Annotated in this window: 12 protein-coding genes; 4 read left to right on the plus strand and 8 right to left on the minus strand. The window is 38.4% G+C overall.

Going from position 1 to position 12,896, the window contains the following annotated elements; all coding sequences use genetic code 11:
• Nucleotides 1-34 precede the first annotated feature (34 nt).
• A complete protein-coding gene (locus CH365_RS09140; protein ID WP_100768299.1) occupies nt 35-1,339 on the minus strand; it encodes a HEAT repeat domain-containing protein in 1,305 nt (434 codons plus the stop codon).
• Nucleotides 1,340-1,685: 346 nt separating this feature from the next.
• Between CH365_RS09140 and hflX the strand changes: the two genes are divergently transcribed.
• Nucleotides 1,686-3,356: a GTPase HflX gene (gene hflX, locus CH365_RS09145; RefSeq protein ID WP_341865139.1), complete on the plus strand. Its 1,671-nt coding sequence runs from the start codon at nt 1,686-1,688 to the stop codon at nt 3,354-3,356.
• Between the two features lie 31 nt (nt 3,357-3,387).
• Here hflX and CH365_RS20120 read toward each other — a convergent pair whose 3' ends face one another.
• Nucleotides 3,388-3,513, minus strand: a complete 126-nt coding sequence (locus CH365_RS20120; protein WP_279305031.1) for a hypothetical protein — start codon at nt 3,511-3,513, stop codon at nt 3,388-3,390.
• 112 nt (nt 3,514-3,625) lie between these two features.
• Here CH365_RS20120 and murB point away from each other — a divergent pair, with 112 nt between their 5' ends.
• Complete coding sequence (gene murB, locus CH365_RS09150; protein ID WP_100768300.1) at nt 3,626-4,579, plus strand: UDP-N-acetylmuramate dehydrogenase; 954 nt, start codon at nt 3,626-3,628, stop codon at nt 4,577-4,579.
• Nucleotides 4,580-4,594: 15 nt separating this feature from the next.
• Nucleotides 4,595-5,176, plus strand: coding sequence for a TetR/AcrR family transcriptional regulator (locus tag CH365_RS09155; RefSeq protein ID WP_100768252.1), 582 nt, complete (start codon nt 4,595-4,597; stop codon nt 5,174-5,176).
• A 424-nt stretch (nt 5,177-5,600) separates the two neighbouring features.
• Here the strand turns inward: CH365_RS09155 and CH365_RS09165 are convergent, their stop codons facing one another.
• The 4 genes from CH365_RS09165 to CH365_RS09180 all read right to left on the minus strand — a co-directional run bounded on the left by CH365_RS09165 (nt 5,601) and on the right by CH365_RS09180 (nt 8,513).
• Nucleotides 5,601-6,230, minus strand: a complete 630-nt coding sequence (locus CH365_RS09165) for a hypothetical protein (RefSeq protein WP_100768254.1) — start codon at nt 6,228-6,230, stop codon at nt 5,601-5,603.
• Between the two features lie 252 nt (nt 6,231-6,482).
• Nucleotides 6,483-7,154 carry a hypothetical protein gene (locus CH365_RS09170; protein WP_100768301.1) on the minus strand — a complete coding sequence of 224 codons (672 nt, stop codon included), beginning with the start codon at nt 7,152-7,154 and terminating at the stop codon, nt 6,483-6,485.
• 14 nt (nt 7,155-7,168) lie between these two features.
• A complete protein-coding gene (locus tag CH365_RS09175; protein ID WP_208861183.1) occupies nt 7,169-7,684 on the minus strand; it encodes a hypothetical protein in 516 nt (171 codons plus the stop codon).
• A gap of 274 nt (nt 7,685-7,958) precedes the next feature.
• Nucleotides 7,959-8,513 carry a toxin-antitoxin system YwqK family antitoxin gene (locus CH365_RS09180; RefSeq protein ID WP_100768255.1) on the minus strand — a complete coding sequence of 185 codons (555 nt, stop codon included), beginning with the start codon at nt 8,511-8,513 and terminating at the stop codon, nt 7,959-7,961.
• 201 nt (nt 8,514-8,714) lie between these two features.
• Here CH365_RS09180 and CH365_RS09185 point away from each other — a divergent pair, with 201 nt between their 5' ends.
• Nucleotides 8,715-9,074: a hypothetical protein gene (locus tag CH365_RS09185; RefSeq protein WP_100768256.1), complete on the plus strand. Its 360-nt coding sequence runs from the start codon at nt 8,715-8,717 to the stop codon at nt 9,072-9,074.
• A gap of 489 nt (nt 9,075-9,563) precedes the next feature.
• Here CH365_RS09185 and CH365_RS09190 read toward each other — a convergent pair whose 3' ends face one another.
• Entirely contained in the window at nt 9,564-10,235 is a 672-nt protein-coding gene (locus CH365_RS09190) for a hypothetical protein (RefSeq protein WP_100768257.1), read from the minus strand.
• A gap of 15 nt (nt 10,236-10,250) precedes the next feature.
• Nucleotides 10,251-12,896 (minus strand): polymorphic toxin-type HINT domain-containing protein (locus CH365_RS09195; RefSeq protein ID WP_244283080.1); only part of this gene is annotated, 2,646 nt, incomplete at its 5' end.

The raw sequence follows: 12,896 nt of genomic DNA on the forward strand, positions 1-12,896 counted from the left end.
AAATGCACTGCCTTAAGGAAAAGAGGAAACTTGATTAAGGATTCGGATTCTCGCTCTGAGTATTAGGAGCCGGTTCAGAAGTTTCCATATCATCTAGGATAGAAGGCTTTTTCGGTTTTTTCTTTTTTTCCTTCTCTTCTTTAGGCATAGAAATGGCCCTAACTTGGATATATTTTCCAAACACCCAACCTTGGACAGTTTCAGTAAATGCGTCTTTGTATTTAGTGTTTACCAAAACTTTATAGTAAAAGTCTTCGATTCTCTGACCTTCTATCGGAATGATATATGCTACCGAATTTTTGCTGATTACTTTTCCAACTTCTCCCGTTTCCAAATCGCGAATTTTAGGAGCTCCAACATAAGGCTCCTTCAGAAGAGGAGTGTTGTCGGAAATAATGGTCATATATTTCCCGACGGCTTTTAATTTATATAATCTAGCGCTGATCTCGTTCACAATGTTTTCAGAATCGGAATTGGCATTAAGAATTCTTAATAGTGCAAAGATCGCGAAAGAATTTTTCTGTTCTGTTAAAGTATCCAGGATCTGGTTTCTGAGATTCGTTTTATCTTTGAAAGAATCTTCCAAAATTTTCATGGAAGTCCTGGTCTTATGCCTACCCAGAGCTTCGACTGCTGCCTTTTGGAATTCTTCATCTTCAGAATTCAGATAATCTATAAAAATGCGAAGGTCTTCCGGAACTTGGTAATATCCAAGGCCTAAAAGAGTGGCCTTAACGATTTCCTTATCGTCGGACTTGAGACCTTTTTTTAAGAGAACTTCTCTTGCTCCAGGATCTAATGTTTTTCCCATTCCCCGGAAGGAAGCAACTCTGATCTCTCTGTCGGAAGACTTAGCGCCTACATAAAAGTAATCTAATGAACTTCTGGAACCTATATCCGCGAGTCCTTTATATGCCGCTTGGCGTACCCACTCTCCGTCACGATCAATCATTTGATGAAGGATCTTAACGCCTACTGGGTTTTTCAATCTTCCCAAAGCCAAGGCAGCCGCTGCTCTGACTCTTGGGATAGGATGGGTTAATCCAAAATTTTTCAATCTGCCGAAATTATGCGTGGCTTCTGCTTCAAAAACCTTTAATAAACCGGTCTTTAAAAGATCATTATAACGTTTAGATTCAGGATCTAAAACCGGCTTTTTAGGCTTCTTCTTATCGGTTTCTTGTGTATCGGAAGAAGAAGTATCCTCAGTATCAGAGGAATTGTTCCCTACCTCGGAAGGATTGTTAGTATCTTCGGGAGTTTGAGCCAAAACAGGTGAAAACCAGACTCCGAAGGAGGCGATCAGTAATAAGCCTGGAAATAAAAATCTGAAATTCAATGGGGCAAACATTCTTTTAATCGAAAAGCAAGCTTTGGTCCAAGAAACATTTCCCTGCGCCAGCCTCTATTCTTTTTTTCGACCATCCGTTATCGTGCGTTTACCTTTTTTTGACGCCAAATCAATCATTGCAAGTAATGTAACCTTAAAAGTAATAATTTCTTTCCAGAACAGGATACAGATTTGCCATCTATACCTTTATATCTATAGAATTCGATCTTCTCACATTTTTGTCGTCGGAACTGCTTGACTCCCCTTTTGGAAAATGGTACCGTCTAATTCTTAGAGAAGAGGCAAATTTATCAGTAAGCTCAGCGGAAACCTTTCCGGACTCAAGTCCAATCAGATCCAAAGACTCAAAAAACTCTCCGAGCGTAGAATTCGGGAAAACGTGATTATCACGCCCGAAGTTTCCAGAACCCTCACAGAACTTTCCTTCGAAATCAGCAGACAAATAGGAATCCTAATCGATAGGAACGGATACGTAACTCACGTGATCGTGGGATCGGATAGTTCTATCGATATCCCTTGGCTGGATCGAATCAGAACATCCGAGGCCAGGTTAAGAGGTCTTCGTTTGGTTCATAGCCATCTGAAAGAAGAAAGTCTGAACCAGGAAGATCTTACCGACTTAGCTTTATTACGTTTAGATTATATAACTGCGGTCACAATGGATGAGAAGGGTCTTCCCAGATCCTATTATTCCGCGCACGTAAATCCGGAAGACGAAGAAGGAGAACCTTGGACCGTTCTTCCTAAAAAGGTTCCGGGACAATTGGAAGAAGGTATACTGGACGAAATTCTGGACATCGAAGGAAGAATGACTAGATATCGTAAGAACCTAAAAGGTGCCCAAAAAGAAAACAGGGCCTTCTTAGTAGGTGTATATCCTGAAAATAATAGGATACGCCCTCCAGCACAATCTATCGAAGAATTAAAAGAACTCTGCAGAACCGCAGGAGTTCACGTAGTTGACTCATTCATCCAAAGAAAAAATCGTTTAGATCCTTCTACTGTATTAGGAAAGGGTAAATTAGAAGAGATCGTATTAAAAGCCATCCAAAAACAGGTGGAGTTATTAGTATTCGATCTAGAACTTACACCTTCTCAGGCAAAGAAGATCTCAGATTATGCGGATCTGAAAGTTTTAGATAGAACTCAATTGATCTTGGATATTTTTGCAAGAAATGCAACAAGCAGAGACGGTAAACTCCAAGTCGAACTCGCCCAGTTAAAATACCTGAAAGGAAGACTTTCCGAGTTGGATGATAATATGTCCAGGCTCACCGGGGGAATTGGTGGAAGAGGACCTGGAGAAACCAAACTGGAAATCGGAAAACGTAGAGTAGAAGAAAGAATTTCCAGATTAGAACAAGAACTTAAATCCTTAAAAAAACGAAGAGAGATCGCGAGAAGAAGACGTAAGAAAAACGAGATCCCTGTCTGTGGTATCGTGGGTTATACGAACGCGGGAAAATCCACTCTACTGAATGCGATGACAAATTCTTCCGTATTATCCGAAGACAAGTTATTCGCAACCTTGGACCCGACATCCAGAAGGATACGTTTCCCGGAAGAAAGAGAGATCATAGTCTCCGACACTGTAGGATTTATCCATGATCTTCCTCCGGAACTCTCGAACGCATTCAAAGCGACACTCGAGGAGTTGGGAGATTCCGATCTTCTTGTCCATGTAGTCGACGTTTCCAATCCTGACTTTAGACAACAGATGGAAGCAGTTGAAACTATATTAGAAGATTTGAATCTATCTGACATCCCAAGAATCCTAGTTTTCAACAAAATAGACGGATTGCCTGAAGAAGCTCGGAATGAACTTCTAAGAGAAGCGGATCTGGATACGATCTATGTATCCGCCATCCAAGGTTACGGGTTAAACACTCTATTAAATCGAATAGAAGATAGAATTTACTCGCAAGCCGAGGCAAAACTTTCTAGTTCTAAACTTTGGGAAGAAGATGAGGAATGGAAAGAGGAAACGGAAAAAACCTACGTTTAACGTAGGTTTTTGGGATTTGAAGAAGTGGACCTTATACCAGACCGGCTAATTTTTCCTGGTCCATAGCCAATCGGATCACGGAATTGATATAAGTTTCCCTATCCGATCTTCCGGTGATATAATCTTGATACACGGATTGCAAGAGCAAATAAAACATATTCTTTCGGCCCCTAAAAGAATGTTCGGACCGACTTACTCTTCTCATAAGCCTTTTTTAGGCCCTAGACTTTTTTCTTGCTCCTAGATCCGAACGGAGAAACTTGAATAAAGTGGCTATTCTTTCCGAAATACAGATCCGAGAGCTAAAGAATTCCCTAAAAAATTCCGGTCTACCCTACCGGGAAAATCAGGATTTGAGCGTTCATTGCTCCTTTAAGATCGGAGGGACTTCTCCCCTAATAGCCGAGCCTGAAACCCAGGAACAAATCCTGGAAACTCTTTCCATTTTCAAAAAACTGGACCTGCCTTGGAAAATTTTAGGAGGCGGCACTAATATTCTCATTTCAGATCATCCGGATGATTTTGTGATCTTAAAACTCTCCGGAGGATTTAAGGAATACAAAGATTTGGGAGAAGGGTTCTTCCAAGTAGGAGCAGCAACTAATACTACTCCAATCTTCCGCCAAATTTCTCAGAAAGGATATACAGGCGCAGAATTTTTGAGCACTATCCCAGGTTGGACTGGAGGAGCAGTTATCCAAAACGCAGGATGTTATGGAGGAGAACTTTTTGACCTTATCCAAGAAGTAGAATTTTTAAGAAACGGAGAAGTTCTAAAAAGAAAACCTTCCGAAATAGAGCACGGATATAGATTTACCGAATTCTTAAAAAGAAAAGATTCCATTATTCTTTCCATTCAGATCCAATTAAAGCCGGGAAATTTAGAAGAAATTGAAGCTTCTCTCAAAGAAAAAAGAGACAAACGAAATTCTTCTCAACCCCAGAACAAAAAAAGTGCCGGTTCCATGTTCAAAAACCCGAAGGTGTTCGACGAGCAAGGAAAAGAGATCAAAGCTTGGCAATTCATAGACAAGGTAGGCCTAAGAGGTTTACAAATAGGCGGAGCCCAAATTTCTCCTGAACATTGTAATTTTATAGTGAATATCGGAGGAGCAAAGGCTTCCGATGTATATGGACTTGTAAGTACTGTCCAAGAAAAAGTGGAAAAAGAAACAGGTGTAATATTACAAAGAGAAGTGGAATTCTTCGGTTCCATTCCCTAATTCCAGGAAAACCAAATGCCAGTAGTTCGAGATCCGGAAGATAAAAAAGAAAGAATACTCACCTCTGCCTTAAGGTTATTCACCGAAAAAGGTTTTGAAGCAACTCCTATACCAGATCTTGCTAAGGATGCAGGTATAGGCGCTGGAACCATATATCGATATTATAAAAATAAAGAAGAATTGGTAAACGAGCTATATCGTTTTTGGAAAAACAAACTAAGAGAAACTCTTGCAGAAAATTATCCGGAAAAAGCAAAATCCAAGGACTTATTCATACATTTATGGAAGGCACTTGCAACCTTCTACCATCGTTATCCGGAAGCGTTTGAATTTTTAGAATTACACTACCATTCTCCTTATTTAGATCAAGCCAGCAAAAAGGCGACTTCTCAAACAATGGAATTCATTTGCACATTTTTAGAACAAGCAAAAGCTAGAGGAGATATCAGATCTGATCTTGGCTCTATGGAACTCGTTTCCTTATGCTACGGAAGTTTTGTTGGAATGGTAAAAATGGCCAAAGGTGGTTATATCCGACTTTCTGCAGAAACTTTGCATGCTTCCGGTTTAACTCTTTGGAAAGCATTGGCCAAATAAACGATTCACTGTTCTGAGACTTGTTATTAGAGTTTTGTTTGCCGCCTCCTCGCAGACGCGAGGACCGGGCTGCTCCGGGTTCGGGCAGTCGCCCTCATCCCTTCGCGATATTTAGAATTTTATTAAATATTTTTTTGTAACGCTTCGGGACTTACGCCCTGTGCATCCCTGGCGGGGTTAGATGTCCTTAATTATTCTTTCCTATTTCAGATGCAGCTTGCTTGAGGATTTCATTTCTTTCAGGGAAAGACTTTACGTAGATTTTGCACTGCATTGGCCAAATCAATATACGAAAACAAAAAGACAATTAGAATATAATACTCTATATTTTAACCAAAAGAGTTCATTAATTCTTTTCTCAATATTGAAGGTCGATTAATAATTTTAAATGCAATTTTTATCCACGAATCATTTACGCTTATTTTTACTTTCCCCCTTTATCTCCCCAAGCCCCATGTTTTTGCACCTCCTTCGAAAAAGTTTCTTCCCCTTTTTGAAATTGAGTTTGTGCAAACAAATCTCCGATACATCGTTCAAAAGAAAAATCGACCAGCAACGGCCCTTGTACGTAAGTTACACCATATTTTTTTTCCGTTTCCGCCTTGCGCTCTTTCGCGTCGGATTCTATACTTTCTAAGTCAAAGGACAAATATAAGCCTTCATCCCCATTTTTTCGATATTTTCTAATAAATGCAGTATTCTTCTTGCTTGTAATTTTAAAAATATCATCGCTTATTCGTTCTATCTTCATTGAGATTACTTCTTCCTCCCCAGAATCAATAAAGCCGAATCGTATTCTATTTTGAACTTTATCCAATTCCAGACAGAAATCATTAATTATGGCATCCTTGGCGAATTCTTTCAATCCAAGGAAATTTCGAACAAGACCTAAATATCGCTTACTTGGACTAAATCCGTAATTAACAACCCCTTCGACTTGCTTTTGTTTAGATTCTTCTATTGAATTAAAATTTTCGGGATTATTTTGCGATGCTTTGCAATTTAATCCAATGACGAATATTAAGAATAGAAACTTTAATTTTTTTAAGTGCATTGTTCTTACCTTATTAAAGCATTATTTGATGAATCTTACTATTTTCCAAATATTTTGACAACGAGACGCCGCTATCACGTTTATTAGTGTGGTCTCGAATAATCAAATCAATCGATCCATTTTCACTTTTTACTACTTTTGCAGTTATATAATGATTGGCACCTGGCCTATCTCTATTCTTGGCTCGCGCTCAGGCGCTAAGGGTGGGACTATACATGTTCACGAATATCTCTCTTTAATTAGATTGATATTTTAGGGGTATTCATTACCTGGTGGATCACAGTTTTCCCATTCACGATCCTTTGGATCTGGCTGCTCACCGCACCATTGGATTCTGAAATCCATAATACAATCTTGGATGGTTTCTATTTTCTTTTTTCTGAGAGCAATGGATTGAACATCGAAAAGTTTATTGGTTTTTATTCCAAACCTACCGTCGATTTTTGAGATTTGTAAAATTTTTCCTATTGGAAAGATACCTATCTGCCAAAATTTATCTCCGAATTCATCGGTTTCTTGAAAGATTCCATCAAACAAGGCTTCGTTCTCATAATAAATTGTGTAAATATTCGGACTACTCTCTTTCAATTGTAATGTGGGAGTTTTTATTTCAGGAATTTCTTTAGCAACATAGTGAATTCGAATTGTAAGGTCCTGAGGATTAAATTCTCCACAAAAAATAGTTCTTCCTTTTTCTTTTAACTTCGAATTTTTTCTACGGATTGCTTCATATATGTCGCGCCCACCCCCAGTTAATATCACTTTGTTGTTCATGTATTCCTTCTTAGAAAGAACTTTATAAATCATATTTCCGATCTTTTCTGTTTGTCCCTCTACAATGGAAATGTTATTACTCTCACCGCGAGAATTTGCGCTGCAGCTTATACAAATTAAAATAAATAACAGTATTTTTACGCGTTTCATTTTTAAATCCTCTATCAATCATTAGGCCCATAAATTTTATAAATCTTTGTCTCCTGGAAGTCCATTAGAGAAATTACTTGACCATAATCAACTTCACCCAATCGACCATTGTGGTTGTAATTAATCCAACCCTTAGTTGTTTTCCGAATCAGGCAGAAATGATTCGGCCCGGGTGGATTTCTATTATCAACCCAAATTTGGATGACATCCCCTTTCTTGTATTCATTCAATTTATCAGTCAATGTATTAAACGGTATTGGATTGGGCATGTCTATAAACTGACCTAACATCGCCGTAAATTTATTCGGTCCTAATAATCCTCCGAATAGAGAAAGAGACAAACTAGAAAAGTTATGAGCACCTCCCCCAATTTCTGGAGCTCCATAGCTATTATCAAATCCGGGAGTTCCGCCCAAATCTAATACAGGAGCAACATTCTGTTTCCCCATTCCGATGTCTCCTTCCATCAGCTTACTACTATAAAACTCTCCGAAACTTAAATTCGTCTTTTGGGATAGTACAGCCTGCATCCAGTTCGCGTAAATCCGACAAGTAGCGGCAGCTATTCCAGAGGCCAAATAAACGATTCACTGTTCTGAGATTTGTTATTAGAGTTTTGTTTGCCGCCTCCTCGCAGACGCGAGGACCGGGCTGCTCCGGGTTCGGGCAGTCGCCCTCATCCCTTCGCGATATTTAGAATTTTATTAAATACTTTTTTGTAACGCTTCGGGACTTACGCCCTGCGCATCCCTGGCGGGGTTAGAGGCTCTATATCTGTTTTTTTAACTTACGTGGGTCTTGATATTATTTTTGACGATGCTCAGCATTCCCATCGCATCCCTTCTTACATTTTCTTTTGAAATCAAAGTGACGAATTACTTTTCCATCCTCGCTGTATTCTAACTCCAGTCCACACTTTGTTCCTATTGACTCATATATATCTGGAGTATGGCAGGATATTATATGTATCTTTCCATTCTCATAATATTCTACCCAGAGACCAAATGGTGAGAAACCATCTTCCGTGGTATTTGATATTTCATCAAAAACTGGACCATATAAATAACTTCCTTTCTCTTGTAAGTTCCCGTTATTATGATAAATCTTGGAATATCTAATATTTCCTTGTTGAACTACCTCTGAATGTAAATTTCCACCTGCAAGCCAACTTTGATAAATAGTAGTTTTCCCCTCCTTCTTCTCTAAATGCCAGTAGCCATTACCATTTAAACCTTTTTCGATCCAAAGCGCACGTGGATCAACCCCAGTAGGTCTATCATTACCAGTTTTAAAATTTGCGATATCGCAAGATGAGATTACAATAATTATGTTTAAAAATAAAAATTTCATAATTTCCATTCTTTGCTTCGACTAACTTATCTTTTAGCGATATCGAAAATCTAATTGTCCTTCCTTTTGACGGTATCGGAAGTAGAAAGAGTAATACTCATCCTAAAATGGCATATTTTTTAAAAGCGATGTAAGAGTTTTTGGTCTTCTTCAGCCGTATGTAAAATATTCATTGATTCAAAATCTCATTTAAGAAAATCTTTACCGATTATGAAAGAAGTTCCACTTCAAGATTTTATAGAGAGTCTATTGGAAAGAAGTAAGAAAAATCCCCTTGAAGGAGCCTACGTTAAAATCTTCGGATCATGGTATGACAAGAGAAATGCAAAAAATAATTCAATTACCGGCTTCAGCTATGATCCCGAGGAAGATGAGTTATTAATGTATTTTCCGGGTGCGGTAGCTATTAGAATCACTAGTCCTAATGGATATAAAGTTGATATATCTGATAGGTTCATAATAAAGCATGCCGAGCGGATTTATAAACCTTATTGGGATATCAGAGAAGGTTATTCCCGACAATTTTGGGATAAGATTCCTGGATCACCAGCTTTAGAAGTCTGGTATTAAATTCTTCATTGAATTCAAGTAGTAGTCCCTTTAACTAACGAATTCAAAAATTTCATTAGACCAATCTTGACTCCCCCTATTAGTACTGAAATAACAGTGGCAAAATAAGATCTATTCTTTAGCAACTGACAATTTAAGCTCCATTTTCTATCCAAAGAGCTCTTTTAAAATCCTGCCCCGCCAGTATCCGGATTCTCTTCTCAACTTAAAAAGTTCAAATTGATTAAATATCCTAAATTCCTAATACATCGCCAGTTCAACTTTTCTAGTTTTCTTACCCAGAATAGATGTCCGGATATCCGGACAAATCTTTCTCGGTTTTACGTGGATTCTCCACTGCATCGCCGGATTTCCGCTACGATCGCTGTCGCATTCTAAATTTATGTTTTTCCGTTTTCCCTGACCTATCTCTATTCTTGGCTCGCGCTCAGGCGCTAAGGGTGGGACTATACATGTTCACGAATATCTCTCTTTAATTAGATTGATATTTTAGGGGTATTCATTACCTGGTGGATCACAGTTTTCCCATTCACGATCCTTTGGATCTGGCTGCTCACCGCACCATTGGATTCTGAAATCCATAATACAATCTTGGATGGTTTCTATTTTCTTTTTTCTGAGAGCAATGGATTGAACATCGAAAAGTTTATTCGTTGAAAGAGTAAAATTTTCTTCTGGTTTTGTTATTTGCAAAATTTTTCCAATTGAAAAAACACCTATCTGCCAAAACTTTGTAGTAAATCGACTAGTTTCAATAAAAACCCCATCAAGCAAAGCTTCATTTTCATAATGGATTGTATAAATATTCGGATTATTTTCCTTTAGTTGCAATACAGAACTTTCAATATTTGCTTGTTCTTTTTCCACATACTGAATTCGAATTGTGAGATTCTGAGGATTAAACTCCCCGCAAAAAATAGTTCTTCCGTTTTTCTTAAGTTTTGATTTTTTTTTTCTGATCGCTTCGTAAACTTCGATAGAACTTCCTGTTAATATAATTTTGTTTTTCAAGTATTCATCTTTAGAAAGTACCCGATATATGGTATGAGCTTTTTTCTCCGTCTGACCTTCAGTTATAGGAATGTTTTTATTCTCTGAGCGTGTATTCGCAGTACAGCTAACATAAATTAAGAAAAATAGAATATTCATCTTACGATTCATTTTTGAAATCCTTTATCAATCATTAGGCCCATAGATTTTATAAATCTTAGTTTTTAGGAAGTCCTTTGGTTCAATCACTTTACCGAAGTCGACCTCGCCCAGCCTCCCATTATGATTATAATTAATCCAACCTTCTTCAGTCTTCTTTATCAAACAGAAATGATTGGGGCCAGGTGGATTCGAATTATCAACCCAAATTTGGATGACATCTCCTTTCTTGTATTCATTCAATTTATCAGTCAATGTATTAAACGGTATTGGATTGGGCATGTCTATAAACTGACCTAACATCGCCGTAAATTTATTCGGTCCTAATAATCCTCCGAATAGAGAAAGAGACAAACTAGAAAAGTTATGAGCACCTCCCCCAATTTCTGGAGCTCCATAGCTATTATCAAATCCGGGAGTTCCGCCCAAATCTAATACAGGAGCAACATTCTGTGTCCCCATTCCGATGTCTCCTTCCATCAACTTACTAGTGTAAAACTCTCCGAAACTTAAATTCGTCTTTTGGGATAATACAGCCTGCATCCAGTTCGCGTAAATCCGACAAGTAGCGGCAGCTATTCCAGAGGCCAAATCTTTATTATCATTTAGTACGACTTCGTCTTTATACACAATAATCGATGGGTCTATTACACTTACACCGGATTGAAGTCGTTTTATGACGGTCGCTTCTTGATCGATTACTTTAATGGTCTTAGTTCCATCATACATCCAAGATGCAATCCCTCTCATCCGAACTTGGCGGATCACATAATCCTCGTCAGACTCTTTTTCTTTTCTTACCAGAGCCTTTTCTAAAAATGCTTCTTTGGTAGGATAGAGTCGTTTCATGGATCCCACCACCAATTCTAACTGCACTTCAGTCCCGTTTCTACCGAATTGAGATCCGTAAAGTGGGTTAGTTAAATTTTTCACGACCGCTTTACTATATTCCGGATCATCCTGCATCTTCTTAAAGTTAATATTAGGACGTTCGAAGGTTCTATCTAGGACCTTAGATATGTCCGACATTTTAGATGGATCGCCATTGTATTCACTTGAAAAATCCTTAATAATATCAGCCTTCGTATCCTTTAAAATGGAAACAAACCCCGCTGTATTTACGATCGTATTCTCCGCCTTGAATGCAGGAGATTTTGTCAATAAAGAGCCTCCTGCGTTCACTGTCGCAACCCTCTCGTTTAAGAATGCAAACGGGCCTGTATATTCCAAATTCGAATTCAAGAAACGATTAGCTTCTCCTGAAAACCTTTTAGATACGACTGCAAAAGTAGCCTGGACTTCATCTTTCAATTTTTTCACTTTCGCCAATTGCTCTTTCAATGTCTTTTCAACGGAAGCTTTCTCGGCAGGAGTTAAATTCCCATTTCCTTCTAATTGTTTCTTGAGATACTCTGTGTATTGGCTTTGTTGCAATAACTCATCGGATTTATTCTTAAAAGAAATCGCTGTGTCTATTTCTTTGATTCGCTGATTCAAATCTTCTGTCCGACTTTTTATCGTAGCGTCTAACTTTTTGATTTCCGTGATATAAGTCACTTTTTCGGCTTTAGTAGCATTCACGTTTTCTATTAGATCGTTATATCGCTTCTTAAGCTCATTTGCATTTTTGAGGTCTTCATTGATTGTTGAAACTGCTTTGAGTGATTCTTTGTTAATGAAGGTTAAAGCATCCTTAAAATTATCCAAGAAAGGTCTAGCTTTGTCCAAATAATTATGCACCAACGCCCCAGACTCACTCACGTAGTAAGTATGTGCATCTTCTACTTCTAAGTTATAAACCTTTTCATCGCGGATATCTTCTTCAATAGACACCACCTTGATCTCTCTGCCATCAATCGTCAGGAATGCGTCTCCAACCATTAGGTCTTTAGCCTTCACCCAAAGACCTTGTTTCAAGTAGAATGGATGGTTCCAAGTCGTTTCGATTACTTCTCCTTTAGAATCTGTGATTTTGAAGATAGTAGTCGTTTGGTTGATAAATGTTTCCGTTACTTTTCGAACAACTTTCTCTCCGCTTTCTTCATCGAAAGCAAATACTTCGTCGCCTATCTTCAAAGTCTCGATTGTTTTCAAGCCCTGCGGTGTATGAACCAATGTCCCTGCGACAAAGCAGGATTGGAAAATAACATCCCCATTCTCATTTACATATGCAAATTCACCAAATGCGTTACCCGCTAATTGGTTGAAGTAAATCTTTGCTTGCATCCCAAGATCACCTAGGAACTTTCCCTCAGTGGAACCTGAATCTACTTTCGCGACTGCTTTAGAATTCTCGATCGCCTTCTGTAAATCAAGATTCGGATTTTCTCCATACGCCTCATCATGGATAGCTTTCATTGCATCAGCCAGTAATTGTTTTGCTTCTGCCGCTTTGTTCGGATCATCCAAATATATGGTATTTTTTGCGTCGGCTAACTTCTCTCTAAGTACCTCAGGCGTTAATCCTAAGTCGGCTGCCAGTGCCTTTACTCTTTCACTATTTTTAAAAATGTCTGGGTCTGATGATATTGCTGAATAAGCTTCGTCTTTTTTGCTATCCGATTGCTTAAGTATTACATCCGCTACATTCTGGGCATTCATATATGTGAAGTTCTTGGCCCAGTCGCTTTCTACTGTGACAGCACTCCAGGATCCTGTATTCGAATCGTAGGT

Origin of the sequence: Leptospira neocaledonica (assembly GCF_002812205.1) — a bacterium.
Taxonomy (GTDB): Bacteria; Spirochaetota; Leptospiria; order Leptospirales; family Leptospiraceae; genus Leptospira_B; species Leptospira_B neocaledonica.

Coding starts and splice junctions, on each gene's coding strand:
- CH365_RS20120 (WP_279305031.1), bottom strand. CDS start 3,513: ATGTTTTATTTGCTCTTGCAATCCGTGTATCAAGATTATATCACCGGA.
- CH365_RS09155 (WP_100768252.1), top strand. CDS start 4,595: ATGCCAGTAGTTCGAGATCCGGAAGATAAAAAAGAAAGAATACTCACC.
- CH365_RS09165 (WP_100768254.1), bottom strand. CDS start 6,230: ATGCACTTAAAAAAATTAAAGTTTCTATTCTTAATATTCGTCATTGGA.
- CH365_RS09170 (WP_100768301.1), bottom strand. CDS start 7,154: ATGAAACGCGTAAAAATACTGTTATTTATTTTAATTTGTATAAGCTGC.
- CH365_RS09175 (WP_208861183.1), bottom strand. CDS start 7,684: ATGCAGGCTGTACTATCCCAAAAGACGAATTTAAGTTTCGGAGAGTTT.
- CH365_RS09180 (WP_100768255.1), bottom strand. CDS start 8,513: ATGGAAATTATGAAATTTTTATTTTTAAACATAATTATTGTAATCTCA.
- CH365_RS09185 (WP_100768256.1), top strand. CDS start 8,715: ATGAAAGAAGTTCCACTTCAAGATTTTATAGAGAGTCTATTGGAAAGA.
- CH365_RS09190 (WP_100768257.1), bottom strand. CDS start 10,235: ATGAATCGTAAGATGAATATTCTATTTTTCTTAATTTATGTTAGCTGT.